Source organism: Virgibacillus necropolis (genome assembly GCF_044793635.1).
GTDB classification, from domain to species: Bacteria; Bacillota; Bacilli; order Bacillales; family Amphibacillaceae; genus Virgibacillus_F; species Virgibacillus_F necropolis_A.
The window spans coordinates 2,743,381-2,760,095 of the sequence record NZ_CP084992.1 but is presented as its reverse complement, the minus strand read 5'-3'; the positions used below and the strand labels follow the sequence as shown (position 1 = coordinate 2,760,095).

Below are 16,715 nucleotides of genomic sequence, written 5' to 3'. Positions count from 1 at the left end.
TCACCTCACGCTAATCCGATTCGTTCAAAAATTTGATCAACATTTTTCAAATGGTACGTATAGTCAAAGCAATCATCAATTTCAGCTTGTGTTAGCATGCTTGTAAATCGTGAATCACTTTCGATTAATTGTCTAAAGTGCGTTTCAGATTCCCATGCTTTCATTGCTGTCGGCTGCACGATATCATATGCCTCTTCACGTGCCATACCTTTCGTAATCAATGTTAGTAAAACCCGTTGTGAAAAAATAACCCCGTGCGTACGATCAATATTGCGTTTCATATTTTCCGGGAATACGGTTAGATTTTTTACGATGTTTGAAAAACGATTTAACATGTAATTAAGTGCGATTGTCGCATCAGGTAAAATGACACGTTCAGCAGATGAATGCGAAATATCGCGTTCATGCCATAAAGAAACATTTTCATAAGATGTCATCATGTATCCGCGTAACACACGAGCCATACCAGTCATATTTTCCGAACCAATTGGGTTACGTTTATGTGGCATTGCAGACGATCCTTTTTGCCCTTTTGCAAAAAACTCTTCCGCTTCACGTGTTTCTGTTTTTTGTAATCCTCGAATTTCTGTTGCAAATTTTTCAATCGATGTACCGATTAATGCTAAAGTCGATACATACTCTGCATGACGATCTCGTTGCAGTGTTTGTGTCGAAACTGGCGCAGGTGTTAGTCCTAACTTTTCACAAACATATTTTTCAACAAATGGATCGATGTTGGCATACGTTCCAACTGCTCCGGACAATTTACCAAATTCAATCGTTGCTGCAGCATGTTCGAAACGCTCTAAATTACGTTTCATTTCTTCATACCATAATGCAAGCTTCAGGCCAAAAGTGGTAGGTTCTGCATGTACACCATGTGTACGCCCCATCATGACGGTATGCTTATGTTCGATAGCTTTATCTTTTAAAATTTGTACAAAATTTGCTATGTCTTTGCGAATAATTTCGTTTGCTTGTTTTAATTGATAAGAAAGTGCTGTATCGACAACATCTGTTGACGTTAACCCGTAATGTACCCATTTACGCTCATCACCAAGGGTTTCAGAAACGGCACGGGTAAAAGCTACAACATCATGGCGCGTTTCTTGTTCAATTTCATAAATGCGATCCATATTAAAGGATGCATCTTTACGCATCTGCTCAACATCTTCTGCCGGAATAATTCCAAGCTCACTCCATGCCTCACATGCTAAGATTTCAACTTCGAGCCATGCCTTGAATTTATTTTCTTCTGTCCAAATACTTCCCATTTCTTCCCTTGTATAGCGTTCAATCATGCTTTTTCCCCCTCATAGGTTGTCACTTGCTGGTTAACTTGTTCTGCGTTTTCTGCAATAAATGTAATGTGCCCCATTTTACGTTTTTCTTTAACTGCATCCTTACCATAGAGATGGATATATCCATCATTAGAGTTCGTCATGTGCTGCAGTGCATGCTCCATATCTTCACCTAATATATTCACCATAACCGCTGGCTGTAATAGTTCTATTTTTTTTAAAGGCAATCCACAAATCGCACGAATGTGCTGTGCAAATTGCGAGATATTACACGCTTCAATCGTATAATGCCCTGAGTTATGTGGACGTGGTGCCATTTCGTTCAAATAAATATCATCACCATTTACAAACATTTCAATCGCAAACGTTCCGATGATATTCATCTTTTCTGCTAACTTAATCGTTGCATCAATTGCTTTATGTTTAACCAAATCACTGATTGTTGCCGGTACTGTTGTTTGATAAAGAATATGGTCCTTGTGATCATTTTCGCCAACTGGAAAAAACGCAATTTCACCACTTTGTGAACGTGTAAATACAACAGAAATTTCTTTATCAAACGTAACCCATTGCTCGATGATGCAATGCTGGTGTTTATCAGCAAATTCCATCGCTTCGGTAACGTCTGCCACACTTGTCAGCTTGATTTGGCCTTTACCGTCATACCCACCACGACAAGTCTTTATCACAACCGGATACGTTATATTTTCTAATGCTGTCTCACATTCCGCTCCATTTTTCACAATGAAAAATTCAGGAATCGGAAGTTCTGCGTCATGCATGATTTGCTTTTCTTTTTCCCGGTTTTGCGTAACTTCAAGCGCGAACGAACCTTGTGGCAATTTCCCTTTTTCTTCTATATAAGTAGCCGCTTCTAAATCAACATTTTCAAATTCATAGGTGATGACTTCACTTATTTCCGTTAATTGCTTAATTGCTTCCATGTCATCAAAAGCCGCTGTAATTTGTTTATCTGCAACTTGCGCAGTTGGACAATTTGGTGTTGGGTCTAGAACAGCAACCTGATACCCCATATACCTTGCTGCAATAGCCATCATTCGGCCAAGCTGACCTCCACCGATAATTCCAATTGTTTTTGGGGGTAAAATAACGTTATTTCTTTGCAAGATCAGCCCTCATTTCATCTACACTTGCTTGCATGTTTTCTCGATATGCTGTTAACTTGTCTGCTACTTCTTGATCAAAAGCTCCAATCATTTGGGTAGCTAGTATCCCTGCATTTTTTGCCCCTGATTTTCCAATGGCAACCGTTGCAGTTGGTACACCGCCAGGCATTTGCACAATGGATAAAAGTGAATCAAGTCCATTTAGTGCTTTGCTTTGAACTGGGACACCGATTACAGGTAACGTGGTTTGCGCTGCCACCATACCAGGCAAATGTGCTGCACCACCAGCCCCAGCTATGATTACTTTTAAACCACGTTCTCGAGCAGTTTTTGCATAATCGAACATTTTATCCGGTGTTCGGTGAGCCGAAATCACATCTTTTTCATACGGAATTTTAAGTTCGTCAAGCACGTCACACGTATGCTTCATTGTTTCCCAATCTGAAATACTTCCCATGATCACGCCAACCTCAGCCATAAAATCCCTCTTTCTCTTCTATTAATTAAAGTGTACGCGCCTAGTTTCTCCCAAGAAGCCAGGAACAATTTAGAAAACTTGGCTTATCGCCAAGCCTTAATGGCGAAAGCCTTAGTTGCACTTATGCAGTAAGAAAGGATTTATACTTTCTTAACTGCTAAAAAAGTCTATTCATCTCCCTCAGTATGAGAGAAGATGAATAGACTTATCTTTAGCACATTAAAACGGATCATTGCTCATGTGCAACGATTCATCCTCCCTCATAGTCCAGCATTTACGGTGCTAGGTAGAAACTTCTGAGCCATATTCTCAGTAAATATATGAGGAACCGTATTCATTTGTTAGTTTAAGAGTATCAAAAATACATGGTTTCGTCAATAAATATCGAACGATTAATATAAAATCACATATAATGTTCGGTTTTTATTGAAAAATATATTTAAAACCTCCATTGATTTTTCTTTTCAGCGTGTTATAATTGTTTTTATTCTATATCACTTCACTCATATAATCGCGGGAATAAGGTCCGCAAGTTTCTACCGGTTTACCGTAAAAAAACCGACTATGGGTGGCAATGAAAGAAAAAATGCTTGTACTTTTATGGCATTATTTTTTCTATTACTTTCGATGTTACCACTCGAAGGACGTTGCTTCCCATTCACCATGAATGGATGCACCGGCCTTCGAGTTTTTTTATTATCAATACACTAAAGACAGGAGAATGCGTCATGAAAGCATTAAAAAATAAGATATTAGAAGAAGGCAACGTGCTCTCAGACAATGTGCTGAAAGTCGATTCATTTTTAAATCATCAAATTGACCCACAATTAATGCGGGAAGTTGGCGCGGAATTTGCATCACGATTCAAAGACACAGGGGTTACCAAAATTTTAACTCTTGAATCCTCTGGTATTGCTCCGGCTGTTATGGCCGGTTTAATTCTGGATGTTCCAGTAGTCTTTGCCCGAAAACGCAAGTCCCTAACATTATCGAATGACCTTTATACCGCTAGCGTTCATTCATATACGAAAAATGAAACAAATGATATATCGGTATCCATTGATTATCTTAACAGTGATGATATTGTGCTAATCATCGATGACTTCCTGGCAAACGGACAAGCCTTACTCGGATTATTACGTATTGTAGAACAATCAAAAGCAGCTACGGCAGGCGCGGGAATAGTTATCGAAAAAGGTTTTCAGCCAGGCGGGAAACTTATTCGGGAAAGTGGCATTCGTGTGGAGTCACTAGCAATTATTTCATCTTTAACAAATGGGAAAGTAGAATTTCTTGAGGAAGTTCTTATATGATGAAAAATATGTTTAAGGAAACGACACTTGGAATTCAGCACCTACTAGCAATGTACGCAGGGGCGGTAATCGTCCCGCTCATTATCGGCGGGGCTCTAGGGTTTAATTCAAAAGAGCTAACCTATCTCGTCTCCATTGATATTCTAATGTGTGGTGTTGCCACCATACTTCAAACAATTAGTACCCGCTTTGCGGGGATTGGGCTTCCAGTCGTCCTCGGTTGTACATTTACTGCGGTTGGACCAATCATTGCAATCGGTGGACAATATGGCATATCAGCTGTCTACGGCTCTATCATTGCATCTGGTATTTTCGTCATCTTAATTAGTGGTATTTTTGGTAGACTTATAAAATTTTTTCCTCCTGTTGTAACTGGATCGATTGTAACGGTTATTGGAATCACGCTAATCCCTGTTGCAATCAACAATATGGGAGGCGGTAAAGGCGCAAGCGACTTCGGGTCATTGTCCAACATTTCACTCGCATTTGGAACGCTAGCATTAATTGTAATTATTTATCGTATTTCTACTGGTTTTATCCGATCCATCTCGATTTTGCTCGGTTTAATGGCAGGTACACTGGTTTCAATTATTATCGGAAAAATCGACTTTATGCCTGTTCAAGAAGCACCACTCTTTCAAATGGTACAACCATTTTACTTCGGCATGCCGACAATCGAATGGTCTGCCGTCATTACCATGTCTATCGTAGCAATGGTTTCACTTGTGGAATCCACTGGTGTCTATTTTGCATTAGGTGATATTTGTGAAAAAGACATCAAAAAAGAACAACTTGCAAGGGGATACCGTGCGGAAGGTCTAGCATCGGTAATAGGTGGTATCTTCAACACATTCCCATACACGACATTTTCACAGAATGTCGGATTGGTTCAGATGTCTAACGTTCGTTCTCGAAAAATCACGTTTATTACAGGATTAATGCTGGTAACGCTTGGCTTTTTACCAAAGATTGCTGCTCTTGCAACCATCATCCCACCCTCTGTTTTAGGTGGTGCTATGATTGCCCTATTTGGAATGATTGTATCCCAGGGAATTAAAATGCTGAGCGGCATTATTACCGACTCACAGGAAAATTCCATGATTATTGCTTGTTCCGTTGGTATCGGTCTAGGGGTGACGATCGCACCAGAATTGTTCGCCAGTTTACCATCAAGCCTTCAAATTTTAACAAGTAACGGCATTGTTGCTGGCAGTATCACGGCGATTTCATTAAATATATTATTCAATATGCTACCATCCAAAAGAAATAAGCGTGCTTCTATAGCATATAAAAAGGAAGCATTAAATTAGTTAAGAAAAGCGCAAGCGCCTGTTAAGCGACGTATGGACTGGACTGAACCGAAGGAGATAAAGGAAACACGGTGAGCTAAAGCGAACCGATGTTGACTTATCGTACGGAGGTGAAGGAAGTCCACTAGGCGCTGGGCGCTGGAGCTAGACAGACTTTCGTTTATACTTTCCTTGCTGTCTAAACAAATACCATTGCGAATCGCGCAATGGTATTTGTTATTATGAACTTACCATTGCTCCACCATTTACATGAATAACCTGCCCAGTAACATAAGAAGAATCATCGGAAGCAAGATAAACATATGCTGGGGCTAGCTCATACGGTTGGCCTGCGCGTTTCATCGGCACATCCAGACCAAATTTTGTTCCAATATATTCTGCCGAAAAGCTCGAAGGTATTAGCGGTGTCCAAATCGGACCTGGTGCAACGGCATTGACTCGAATTCCCTGATCAACGACATTCTGTGATAATGACCGTGTGAAGCCTAAAATAGCGCCCTTTGTCCCAGTATAATCAATTAATTTTTCATTCCCCTCATACGCGACAATCGATGTAGTGTTCACAATAGTACTACCAGTTCGCAAGTGTGGTATCGCAGCTTTTGTCATGTAAAAAAACGCGTAGATATTTGTTTGAAATGTGGCATCCCACTGTTCGGTCGTAATATCCAGCAGACTATCTTGCGGAAATTGGACACCATGGTTATTCACTAATATATCTAATTTGCCAAATTGATTAAGCGTTTGTTTAATAACGGATTGACAGTGCCGTTGATCTCGCAAATCACCAACAATAAGTAGACATTTTTGCCCTAACTCCTCCACTCTTTGTTTTGTGCGGTTAGCATCTGCATCCTCATAGGAATAATAATAAGGGACAACAACATCTGCACCTTCCTTAGCAAAAGCAATTGCGGTGGCAGCACCGATTCCACTATCCCCACCAGTAATGATTGCAACTTTACCATTTAACTTACCTGAACCTTTATAGTTAGGGTTCTCAATTATTGGCTTTGGGACCATAAGCGATTCAATTCCAGGCTGTTGTTTTTGATGCTGGGGGGAAAAGGGTGTGTCGTAATAATAGTAACTCATTAATCTTTCCTCCTAGAAAAAATCCATTCCTAGGTAATGTATTCGTTTTAGAAACTGGGTGTTCGTTGACCAGTTAAAATAAAAGGCTGCTTTCTAAAAGATTGTTGTTTTTGCCACAAAATCAATAAACTACGACATTGCCGCAACGTTGATTTCCGCGAGCAAACGCCTCAGTATTGTTTGTTGTGAATAGTTTTATGCTGCAGTAGAAATATTCTAGAAATTCGGACATTTAATCCGTTATTTCTATTTAATGACCCTAATTCAAAGCCAGGCGGACACTGAGTACCCTATTTGCAAAAAGTCACAAGGAAATCACTGCTTTTTTACAAAATAGTGGAACCTATGTCCGCGAACGTTGGGAATTAACCTATTTTGTCACAAATAATGGACCTGGTGTCCGCAAAATAGCGATTTGGTCTCTAGTCTTTCGGTTTAAACTCCACGCCTGCACCTGTATTGTTTTTCTTACCTAATCTTCCTTTACGAACTTGCTTAACCCAGAACCCGCCAACAATCTGCTTTGGCTCATACGATATCGTAAAGGCTTTCGGGTCAATCGTTTTAATCGTTTCATAAAGCTTTAATTCATATTTTCTTGGCGTCAGAATTTGCATGGCTAAACGATCCCCATCCATTCCATACGCAAACCAACTTGTTACACCATAACCTTTATCCCGTAGCTTTCGTGTAAACTCAATGTTTGGATCAGATGAAATAACATTTACAGTAATGTATCCTAGTGCTAGTTTTTCTTCAATCTTCGATCCAACTATTACACCTATTCCAAAACCTAATGCATAAGCAATAATATTTTGTATTTCATCTAAATTATCAAGCACCAAGCCTAACCCAATCACATACACAACTATCTCAAACATACTAATAAACGCTGCAATATATTGGCGACCCTTTAATGTTAAAATCATGCGAAGTGTATATAAGGAAACGTAAATAACGTTTATGATCAGAATAATTGCTACCATAATATACGCGTTTTCAAGCAAAATGAACCCTCCAGTTATGATTTACCATTTTTTATCATCTTATGATATCAACTAATTTTTCATGCAATACACATCAATCTTCTTTGTTTGGTCCATATACACGCTTCTCTACTGAGGAGTTTTGTCCGCGCAATCGTTTTTGTAATGTCCGCTTCCAATTGGGAGCTAATAAACTACAAGAAGCAAGAGCGTCGGCCTGACGGAGATCATCCTTATACACATGCATCACTTCATTACATGCTGCAATCGTCCATTGCGGATAGGAACGTTCAATTAGCGTTAGCGAGTTTCCACTAGAAATATATCCTTCCTTTAATACACGAAAATACCAACCTGTGCGTCCACTGTTTTGAATTTGTAGTGCGAGATCCATTATACGAAACCTGCGTGCCGGCTTCCAACATGGTTGTCTGGGCTGGGCAACTTGAATAACTGCATCACCAATTTCAAACGTGTCCCCAATACAAATAGAAAACTCATCGGCATCCTTGAGTGCGAGGTTTTCTCCCATGGCTCCAATGTCAATCTCATCGGTAGCTAATTTTTTTTGCCAATAATGATAATGACCAGTTGGATAGGCAAATACTGCCTTTTCAGGACCACCATGGTTCTTGGTATCTGCAACCTCATCATTATTAAGGCCTGTTTTGCTTAGCCAACAATTCCCTGCCACTTCCTTTTTAAACATGCCACTTTCCCATGGTTTGTTTAAGCGATCAGTCGCGTTAGGATTTCCAATTTGCTTTACTTTACCCGTTAATAACTTATGTATATATGGAGCATTCACCGTGCCACCCTCTCTCTTTTTGTGATATAGTTGTTGGACTTACATTTACACAAATTATAATTCTCTTCTATAAAATATACAAATGAGGGATATCTTTTATGGGGACACAATTGCAAAAAGCTACGTTTGCCGGGGGATGTTTCTGGTGCATGGTGAAGCCATTTGATAAATGGGATGGCGTTCATGCTGTTGTTTCTGGTTATAGTGGTGGACATGTTGAAAATCCAACATACGCGGACGTAAAGACGGGAGAAACCGGACATTACGAAGCAGTTGAAATTACATTTGATCCAGCCATAATTGCCTACGAAAAAATCATGACAATTTTTTGGCAGCAAATCGATCCTACCGATAACGGTGGCCAATTTCAAGATCGTGGGGATTCTTATCGTACGGCTATTTTTTATCATAACGATGATCAGAAATCTATTGCAGAAACATTTAAAGAAAAATTAATACAAAGCGGTAAATTCAAGAAACCGATTGTCACAAAAATTTTACCAGCAACAACCTTCTATCCAGCGGAAGATTATCATCAGGATTTCTATAAAACAAATGAACAAGCGTACAAAGAAGACCGTGCAAAATCCGGTCGGGATGAATTTATAGAAGAAGTTTGGAAAAATAACTAGTCTTTTCTCTAGGCTCTTTTCGTAACAATGTTGCTTTTCATCTTTATAGTTGATATAAACTGTGACATAACTTCTATCTAAGTTAGGTCTGTAGAACTGATAATGGAAACAAGTTACTTAGGCAACCGCAGCCCGTATACACTTCGCTTTCCGCGGGCGGCTGGTGAGCCTCCTTGTGCTAACGCACTGCGTAGTCTCACCGATGCCTGTCCTCCCGCAGGAGTCTACGTGTATACGGGCTGCTGGTATAGTTGCCAATAACAGCATTCATTAGTTGAAAGAAATGACAAGGAATTCTTACGTAAACAGCTTTACCAGTCCAGGTGAGCGGAGGGCGGTGACTCCTGCGGGAACAGCACGTGTCCGAAGACCCCGCAGAGTGGTAGATAATGAGGGTCGACTAATACCGTCCTTTGCGGACAACGTCGGCATACCCCTTGCCGGGGCAAGGAGGCTGAAGCCGTGCCCGCGGAAAGCAACGGTCCGCAGCGGAAATCAACATAGCAGTTACGTCGTTTATATCTATTTTCTCAAAAGCAACAATCTTTACGAAAACAGCCTTTCTCTAAAATAGAGGAAAGGCTAACATTTTGAATAGGTCCAGCTGTTAGGAGGTTAACATTTTGGCCAAAAGTAATTCCTTGCTTCCACTAAAAATGCTTTTATTTAGTTTTCACGCTTCAAATACCATTATTATTAGTTTTTTGCCATTATATCTAAAACATAAAGGCTTAAACGGAACAGAGATTGGCTGGGTTCTAGCCGTCGGTCCTTTAGCATCCATTTTCGCACAACCTTTTTGGGGATATATGAGTGATAAATATAAAACGGTCAAACGAATACTCTTAATCTGTATCATTGGTCTTCTCATTGGTAGTGTACTATTTTTCCAGATGAATGGATTAATTGCAATTATATTGATGGGTGCTGTATTTTACTTCTTTACTACCCCAATTGGCGCACTTGGTGACAGCCTTGCCCAAAGGCGTGCGGATGACCTCAGCGTTTCGTTCGGAAGTATTCGTACGTGGGGTTCCATCGGCTTCGCTACATCATCATTAATTGTTGGCGAGATCCTATCTTCAATTGGAATACAATATATGATTTGGCCGTACGTATTTTTTGGCATAGTTGCCTTATTGGTTGTGTTCCGCTTAACGGACGTTAATGTGGAATCAGAACCTATTCAATTAAAAGATGTAAGCCAGATCATCACAAATAAACCGTTCGTTATTTTCCTCGCCATTATTATGTTTATCACGATTTCTCACCGAGCAAATGATAGTTACATCGGATTATACATAGCCCAACTCGGGGGTAGTGAAGGCCTGATTGGATTGGCCTGGTTCGTCGGTGTTGCCAGTGAAGCACTCGTTTTTGCGCTGGCTGCTAAATGGTTTAGAAAATATCATACATTGATTTTTATTATTTTTGCAGGTGTATTATATAGCATTAGATGGTTTATCTTTGCAATGATTGAGGATCCAATCTATATCGTTGCCCTTCAATTTTTACATGGAATAACGTTCGGAGTCTTTTACCTATCTGCTTTTCAATATATTACACGGTTAATTCCCAAGCTACTACAATCAACCGGACACCTAGTATTCTTCGCAGTATTTTTTGGTGTTTCAGGAATTGTAGGTTCACTTGTTGGTGGTTCATTAATAGATTCCTACGGTGGAGATCTATTGTATGCTGTAATGGGATGTTTCGCCATGACAGGAACTATTCTACTGACACTTTATCATCTATTACCATATGGAAAGGCATTGAAAAGAGGTCAACAATAGTAACTGAGAAAAATAGCCTGTCGAGCAGTTTCCTAGCTCAACAGGCTGTTTTACATTAGATTCGTTTTCCTACAAAGCGATCCATCCGCTCAATCGTCTTTTGTAAATTATCCATGGAAGCAGCATATGAACACCTGATATGGCCATCTCCCCCTTGACCAAAGACACTTCCGGGAACGACAGCCACTTTTTCTTCTTTTAACAGTTCCTCCGCAAATTCCTCCGAGGTCAGACCCAACTTACGAATCGAAGGAAACGCATAAAAGGCTCCCCTTCATATCATGAATACTAGCTTGGTTCTATCTGTAATTTTCGCTTCCAATTGCTGTGGTAACAATTTGAATTCACTCCCAACTGATGCCTCTACTGGAATTGGTACACCTACGGCTAATTGGACAATCGGGTCATAGGCAACAAAGCTTGGTTCATGAATTATTACTTTATCGCCAGGATTCACTAAAGCCCAAAAAGCAAGATCAATTTCTTCGCTTGCACCAGTAGTAACAGGTTAAACGAATGAATTTCACATCTTATAATACTATTAAACCCTAGCTCATATTTAGAACAATTACTTTTTCACGTGTTACGGACTCAATACTTTTGCGAATGCCTTGCACGCCTAAACCGGATCCTTTTACACCAAGGAATGGAAAGTGATCCGGACCTCGTTCCGTTTTGCCGTTGATTTGAACAGAACCTACTTCAAGCTCATTACCGATACGGATTGCTTGTTCAACATTTTTCGTGAAAATACTGGCCTGTAAACCATATATAGACTCGTTTGCAATACTTACCGCTTCTTCAATGTTTTGTACACGAATAATCGGTAGTACCGGGCCAAACGGTTCTTCCCATGCAATAGCCATGTCCACTGTTACGTTGTCAAGCAGCACGGGGGAAACAAGGTTTCCTACGCGCCTGATATCTGTAAGAGGATTGGCACCTTTTCCGACAGCATCATCCACTAATTGTTGTACAAAGTCTGCTGCTTTCTCGTTGATTAATGGAGTTACAGTGGCGTTATCTTCGGGAATCCCAACTTTCAAAGCCTCGATTTTGTTCTTCAGTTTATCAACTAAGGTATCTGCCGCTTCATCTAATACTAGGACACGCTTAATTGCGGTACAACGTTGACCTGAATAAGAAAACCCGCCACCGACGATATCTTCAGCCGCTTTTTCAAGATCCGCGTCATTCAGTACAATTGCCGGATCTTTTCCACCTAGTTCAAGTATGACTGGAATCATCGATGCCTTTTTAGAAATGTATTCACCAGTTTCAGATCCGCCTGTAAAGTTAATCATATCAATTAAAGGGTGGGTCGTTAAATAATCACCGATCTCAGAACCCTTTCCTGTTACAAGATTGACAAGCCCTGAAGGAAGCCCCGCCTTGTCCAATGCCTTGATCATTAACGTTCCGCTTATTGCACCTTGTGTCGCCGGCTTGAAAACAACTGCATTTCCAGCAATCAAAGCAGGTGCAATTTTTGAAGCTGACAGGTTTACAGGATAATTAAAAGGAGAAATGGCAAGAACTACGCCCAAAGGTTCTCTTTGTACCATTGCGAGTTTGCTGGCACTTCCAGCGTTAAAGCTTCCACCATTGATCAACTCACCATGGATTCGTTTGCCTTCTTCAGCGGTATATTTAATAAAATCAGCGGTACGTATGACCTCTTTTTCTGCTGATGAATACCCTTTTCCAACTTCCTTCATGATGGTTTCCGCTAGTTCTTCTTTCATCTCAAGCAGTTGGTCTGCCCATGCATAAAGCAATTCAGCACGCTCACTAAATGAAATGTTTGCCCAATCTTTTTGGGCTGCCTTTGCCCCTGATACGGCAAGGTTCGCTTCATTTTCCTTCATCGCCTGTACTAAGCCAACCGGTGTGTTGTCAGATGGGGACAGATTCTCAATCGTTTTACCCGATAAACTCTCTCTCCATTCTCCATTTAACAAAAACTGATACGTATTTGCGATTGTTTCTACCTTCATCTCATCAAACCCTTCTCTTTTTGATATGAATCGCTAATTTTAAAGATGTATTTCATCATAATTGAGAAAGCGCTACCAAGTCAACGGAAAATTTAAATTAATCTGATTTTTTTGAAATACCTTTAACCACCTATGTAAACTATCCGGTTACTAGAAGTAATTTAGTATGGGATTACATAAAACTTTTGGATATTTATTCTAAGAAAAGCGCAAGCGCCTTGGTCAGCCCCGACAAGTTTAAGACGAATCTCTTAGTGATGATTTTTATCACAAAGAGATTTGACTTAAAACCTCGAGGGGCTAGGCGCTGGAGCTAGACAGATTAACGCCAAAGTTTTATACTTTCTTTCCTTCTCTTAGAAAAACTTGGCATTCGCCTCGTCTTTAATAGCGAATGTCGAAGCTTTTCTTATACCGGCATTTCCTTAAAACATTTATACTTTCCTTACGTGCAATTAAAAAAGTCTAATTCTTAGGCGAATTAGACTTTTTTTATACAGATCTGTATTTAACTCAAAAAGATAAAATACAAAATAAATATGACGAACAATAAATACATAATCGGGTTTATTTCTTTATACCGTCCTTTTAAAATCATGGTTATCGGGTAAAAAATAAATCCAAGTGCGATACCTGTTGCAATACTATAAGTTAATGGCATGGCAAAGATTGTCAAAAACGCTGGGACAGCAATCTCGAACTGGTCCCAATCAATGTCCTTTAATGATGATGCCATTAATACACCGACAATTATCAAAGCTGGAGCTGTAACTTCAGCTGTTATAACACTTAGTAATGGTGAGAAAAACAATGCGAGGAGAAAGAATCCACCCGTAACCACTGCGGTAAATCCAGACCGTCCACCCGCACCAACACCTGCAGATGATTCAATATATGACGTTGTTGTTGATGTACCAACTATCGCCCCTGCAACTGTTGCTGTAGAATCAGCGAACAACGCACGTCCAGCACGCGGCAATTTGTTATCTTTCATTAAACCAGCTTGTGTCGCTACGGCCACTAACGTTCCTGCTGTATCAAAAAAGTCAACGAATAAAAATGTAAGAATAACGACTAACATATCCATTGAAAAAATGTCACCAAAATGACCAAATGCTTGTCCAAATGTTGGAGCTAAGCTTGGAACGTCACCAACAATACCATCAATTCCTGTTGGTGGAGAAATCAGCCCCGTTATCATCCCGAGGATTGCTGTCAATAACATTCCAAAAAAGATACCAGCCTTAACATTCAAACTTAATAACACAATGGAAATTACAAGACCAAAAATGGAAAGCATGACCATTGGAGATGTTAAATCTCCAATAGCTACTAGTGTTGCCTCATCTCCGACAATAATACCGGCGTTCTGAAATCCGATAAAGGCTATAAAAAAGCCTATTCCAACACCAACAGCTAACTTTAAATTGGCAGGAATTGCATTGATAATTTTTTCACGCAATCCTGTTAACGTTAATACCACAAATATAAGTCCAGATACTAATACACCAGATAAAGCAGTTTGCCAAGGAATTCCGTACCCAAGTACTACTGTATAAGCAAAAAATGCGCTTAAACCGATACCAGGTGCAAGAGCGATTGGATATTTTGCGATGATCCCCATAAACAAGGACCCTATCGCACCAGCAATTGCGGTAGCTGTGAAGACAGCACCCTGATCAATTCTAGTAACACCTTCAGGTAAATTTTCCACACCGACTAATGCAAGTGTGTTTGGATTTACAAATAATATATATGCCATTGCTAAAAAAGTCGTTAATCCAGCAACAAATTCTGTTCTATAGTTTGTCCCTAACTCCTCAAAGCGGAAATACTTTTTCAATACTCTTCCTCCTTGCTTTTTCTAGTAATACAACAAAATAGCACACTTGATTACTCAAGAGTGCTACCATAAATCAGTCCAGAAAAAAGCAATAAGAAAAATGTGCAAAAGTATCATGCAACAAGTTACCTGTTCGCCTTATTCTGCGTAGTCAAACTGTTTACGGTAGTTTGGTAGAAACTCTTGGGCCATATCCCCTATATTATACGCATACTATTTAATTGATTAAATTGTACTATTACCATCTACTAATGTCAATGAAAAAACGAACATTAAAGTTATTTTCATCTTTAATGTTCGTTTTAAATCAATTATTCCCATTCAATTGTTGCGGGCGGCTTACTTGTTACATCATACACCACACGATTTATATGATGAACTTCATTTACAATTCGGGTTGAAATCTTTTCCATAACATCCCATGGAATACGAGCCCAGTCTGATGTCATTCCATCAATTGATGTTACAGCACGGATACCAATTGTATAATCGTAAGTGCGTGCATCTCCCATAACACCTACACTTCGGATATCCGGTAACACTGTAAAGTACTGCCAGATTTCACGGTCTAACCCTTCTTCTGCAATAACCTTACGTAAGATAGCATCAGATTCTCGAACGATCTCCAGTTTTTCCTCAGTTATTTCACCGAGTACACGGATAGCTAGTCCAGGCCCTGGGAATGGTTGGCGCCAAACGACCGATTCAGGGAGTCCCAATTGCAATCCTAATTCACGGACTTCATCTTTGAACAACGTATTTAATGGTTCTATTAATTCAAACTGCATATTCTCTGGTAGTCCACCAACATTATGGTGCGACTTGATTGTTTGTGCAGTTTCTGTTCCACTTTCGATAATATCGGTATAAAGTGTGCCCTGCGCAAGAAAATCCATATTTGTTAGTTTTCCCGCTTCATCATCAAAAACATAGATAAACTCATTCCCTATAATCTTACGTTTTTCCTCAGGGTCACTAACGCCTTTAAGCTTCGATAAAAACCGGTCCTGTGCATCAATCCCGATGATGTTCATATGGAAATCATCTTTAAAGACTTTCATCACATCATCTGCTTCATTTTTACGAAGAAGTCCGTGATCTACAAAAATACATGTCAGTTGATCACCGATTGCTTTGTGTATGAGTGCAGCAACAACTGATGAATCAACTCCACCACTTAATGCACATAACACATTACGATTGCCTACTTTTTCTCTAATTTTATCAACTTCCAATTCGATAAAATTCTCAATTGTCCAATCTCCATCGGCATTACATACATCAAAAACAAATTGCTTTAACAGATGGTTACCAAATTCTGAGTGACGAACTTCCGGATGGAATTGTACACCATATAACTTACTGTCAGGCTTACTCATGGCTGCGATTGGGGTCGATGGACTTGTTGCATCCGTTTGAAACCCTTCCGGTACTTCCAACACTTTATCCCCATGACTCATCCAAACAGTTTGATTTGTCGGGGTATCCTTAAATAGTACTGGTTCATCGTTAAGCTGGATAAGCGCTTTACCATATTCACGATTCTTCGCTTTGGTAACATTCCCACCAAAATGTAATGTCATTAGCTGCATACCATAACAGATCCCAAGAATCGGAATGTCCAGATCAAAGATTTCTTTATCGCAACGAAAACTATTTTCATCATAAACACTGTGTGGGCCACCGGAAAGAATTATACCCTTTGGGTTCATTCGTTTGATTGCTTCTGCAGTGAGTTTATGTGAATGCAGTTCGCTATATACACCAAGTTCACGTATTCGTCTTGTAATTAATTGATTGTATTGACTACCAAAGTCCAATACCAAAATCATTTCATCCGTTTCCATGACATCGCTCCTTATTAGAAAAAACTCGCCATTCGCCCCGTCTTTAATAGTGAATGTCGAAGTTTTTCTTATACTGAATTCCTTAAAAAATTTAATACATTCTTTCAGTGAATTAAAAAACCTAGATTTCCCCATTATACCAATACCTATCAAGTAGTTTACTTTATAGTATTGCAACAAAGGCA

15 protein-coding genes and 3 riboswitches are annotated in these 16,715 nt (G+C 39.7%); of the genes, 4 read left to right on the top strand and 11 right to left on the bottom strand.

All coding sequences use genetic code 11. The annotated features are described in order from the left end of the window. Nucleotides 1-5: 5 nt before the first annotated feature. The 3 genes from purB to purE are packed head-to-tail and all read right to left on the bottom strand — an operon-like array spanning nucleotide 6 to nucleotide 2,906. Entirely contained in the window at nucleotides 6-1,301 is a 1,296-nt protein-coding gene (gene purB / locus LG329_RS13395; RefSeq protein WP_404451316.1) for an adenylosuccinate lyase, read from the bottom strand. Continuing rightward, nucleotides 1,298-2,428 carry a 5-(carboxyamino)imidazole ribonucleotide synthase gene (gene purK, locus LG329_RS13390; protein WP_404451315.1) on the bottom strand — a complete coding sequence of 377 codons (1,131 nt, stop codon included), beginning with the start codon at nucleotides 2,426-2,428 and terminating at the stop codon, nucleotides 1,298-1,300. Before purK ends, purB begins: the two co-directional genes overlap by 4 nt. Then, nucleotides 2,415-2,906 (bottom strand): 5-(carboxyamino)imidazole ribonucleotide mutase, encoded by a 492-nt coding sequence (gene purE, locus LG329_RS13385; protein WP_404451314.1) that lies wholly within the window; start codon nucleotides 2,904-2,906, stop codon nucleotides 2,415-2,417. The genes purK and purE overlap by 14 nt, the downstream gene beginning before the upstream one ends. A gap of 243 nt (nucleotides 2,907-3,149) precedes the next feature. Further along, nucleotides 3,150-3,250, bottom strand: a riboswitch (purine riboswitch). 139 nt (nucleotides 3,251-3,389) lie between these two features. Continuing rightward, nucleotides 3,390-3,491, top strand: a riboswitch (purine riboswitch). A 143-nt stretch (nucleotides 3,492-3,634) separates the two neighbouring features. Between purE and LG329_RS13380 the strand changes: the two genes are divergently transcribed. Next, the gene (locus LG329_RS13380; RefSeq protein ID WP_404451313.1) at nucleotides 3,635-4,219 is read left to right on the top strand and encodes a xanthine phosphoribosyltransferase; all 585 of its coding nucleotides are present in this window, start codon (nucleotides 3,635-3,637) and stop codon (nucleotides 4,217-4,219) included. Next, the gene (locus LG329_RS13375; RefSeq protein WP_404456668.1) at nucleotides 4,219-5,529 is read left to right on the top strand and encodes a nucleobase:cation symporter-2 family protein; all 1,311 of its coding nucleotides are present in this window, start codon (nucleotides 4,219-4,221) and stop codon (nucleotides 5,527-5,529) included. Before LG329_RS13380 ends, LG329_RS13375 begins: the two co-directional genes overlap by 1 nt. 219 nt (nucleotides 5,530-5,748) lie before the next feature. Here LG329_RS13375 and LG329_RS13370 read toward each other — a convergent pair whose 3' ends face one another. From LG329_RS13370 to LG329_RS13360, 3 genes are all read right to left on the bottom strand, one after another. Beyond that, the gene (locus LG329_RS13370) at nucleotides 5,749-6,624 is read right to left on the bottom strand and encodes an SDR family oxidoreductase (RefSeq protein ID WP_404451312.1); all 876 of its coding nucleotides are present in this window, start codon (nucleotides 6,622-6,624) and stop codon (nucleotides 5,749-5,751) included. Between the two features lie 422 nt (nucleotides 6,625-7,046). Continuing rightward, nucleotides 7,047-7,631 carry a DUF2179 domain-containing protein gene (locus LG329_RS13365; RefSeq protein WP_404451311.1) on the bottom strand — a complete coding sequence of 195 codons (585 nt, stop codon included), beginning with the start codon at nucleotides 7,629-7,631 and terminating at the stop codon, nucleotides 7,047-7,049. Nucleotides 7,632-7,704: 73 nt separating this feature from the next. Next, nucleotides 7,705-8,418, bottom strand: a complete 714-nt coding sequence (locus LG329_RS13360) for an MOSC domain-containing protein (protein WP_404451310.1) — start codon at nucleotides 8,416-8,418, stop codon at nucleotides 7,705-7,707. Between the two features lie 98 nt (nucleotides 8,419-8,516). Here LG329_RS13360 and msrA point away from each other — a divergent pair, with 98 nt between their 5' ends. Next, a complete protein-coding gene (gene msrA / locus LG329_RS13355; RefSeq protein WP_404451309.1) occupies nucleotides 8,517-9,050 on the top strand; it encodes a peptide-methionine (S)-S-oxide reductase MsrA in 534 nt (177 codons plus the stop codon). Between the two features lie 623 nt (nucleotides 9,051-9,673). Beyond that, nucleotides 9,674-10,843 carry an MFS transporter gene (locus tag LG329_RS13350; RefSeq protein ID WP_404451308.1) on the top strand — a complete coding sequence of 390 codons (1,170 nt, stop codon included), beginning with the start codon at nucleotides 9,674-9,676 and terminating at the stop codon, nucleotides 10,841-10,843. Nucleotides 10,844-10,898: 55 nt separating this feature from the next. On the opposite strand, the gene LG329_RS13345 is transcribed toward LG329_RS13350, so the two are convergent. From LG329_RS13345 to guaA, 5 genes are all read right to left on the bottom strand, one after another. Next, nucleotides 10,899-11,081, bottom strand: a complete 183-nt coding sequence (locus LG329_RS13345; protein WP_404451307.1) for an aminotransferase class I/II-fold pyridoxal phosphate-dependent enzyme — start codon at nucleotides 11,079-11,081, stop codon at nucleotides 10,899-10,901. Nucleotides 11,082-11,117: 36 nt separating this feature from the next. Continuing rightward, complete coding sequence (locus LG329_RS13340; protein WP_404451305.1) at nucleotides 11,118-11,300, bottom strand: aminotransferase class I/II-fold pyridoxal phosphate-dependent enzyme; 183 nt, start codon at nucleotides 11,298-11,300, stop codon at nucleotides 11,118-11,120. A gap of 91 nt (nucleotides 11,301-11,391) precedes the next feature. Further along, nucleotides 11,392-12,840: an NADP-dependent glyceraldehyde-3-phosphate dehydrogenase gene (locus LG329_RS13335; protein WP_404451304.1), complete on the bottom strand. Its 1,449-nt coding sequence runs from the start codon at nucleotides 12,838-12,840 to the stop codon at nucleotides 11,392-11,394. A 508-nt stretch (nucleotides 12,841-13,348) separates the two neighbouring features. Then, nucleotides 13,349-14,683 (bottom strand): NCS2 family permease, encoded by a 1,335-nt coding sequence (locus tag LG329_RS13330; protein WP_404451303.1) that lies wholly within the window; start codon nucleotides 14,681-14,683, stop codon nucleotides 13,349-13,351. A 128-nt stretch (nucleotides 14,684-14,811) separates the two neighbouring features. Next, nucleotides 14,812-14,913, bottom strand: a riboswitch (purine riboswitch). A gap of 81 nt (nucleotides 14,914-14,994) precedes the next feature. Continuing rightward, nucleotides 14,995-16,530, bottom strand: a complete 1,536-nt coding sequence (gene guaA, locus LG329_RS13325; protein WP_404451302.1) for a glutamine-hydrolyzing GMP synthase — start codon at nucleotides 16,528-16,530, stop codon at nucleotides 14,995-14,997. Nucleotides 16,531-16,715 lie beyond the last annotated feature (185 nt).

Bases quoted from the DNA above. Each gene is read 5' to 3' on its own strand.
- purE (WP_404451314.1), bottom strand. From the start codon at position 2,906: ATGGCTGAGGTTGGCGTGATCATGGGAAGTATTTCAGATTGGGAAACA.
- LG329_RS13375 (WP_404456668.1), top strand. From the start codon at position 4,219: ATGAAAAATATGTTTAAGGAAACGACACTTGGAATTCAGCACCTACTA.
- LG329_RS13370 (WP_404451312.1), bottom strand. From the start codon at position 6,624: ATGAGTTACTATTATTACGACACACCCTTTTCCCCCCAGCATCAAAAA.
- guaA (WP_404451302.1), bottom strand. From the start codon at position 16,530: ATGGAAACGGATGAAATGATTTTGGTATTGGACTTTGGTAGTCAATAC.
- msrA (WP_404451309.1), top strand. From the start codon at position 8,517: ATGGGGACACAATTGCAAAAAGCTACGTTTGCCGGGGGATGTTTCTGG.
- purB (WP_404451316.1), bottom strand. From the start codon at position 1,301: ATGATTGAACGCTATACAAGGGAAGAAATGGGAAGTATTTGGACAGAA.
- LG329_RS13380 (WP_404451313.1), top strand. From the start codon at position 3,635: ATGAAAGCATTAAAAAATAAGATATTAGAAGAAGGCAACGTGCTCTCA.
- LG329_RS13335 (WP_404451304.1), bottom strand. From the start codon at position 12,840: ATGAAGGTAGAAACAATCGCAAATACGTATCAGTTTTTGTTAAATGGA.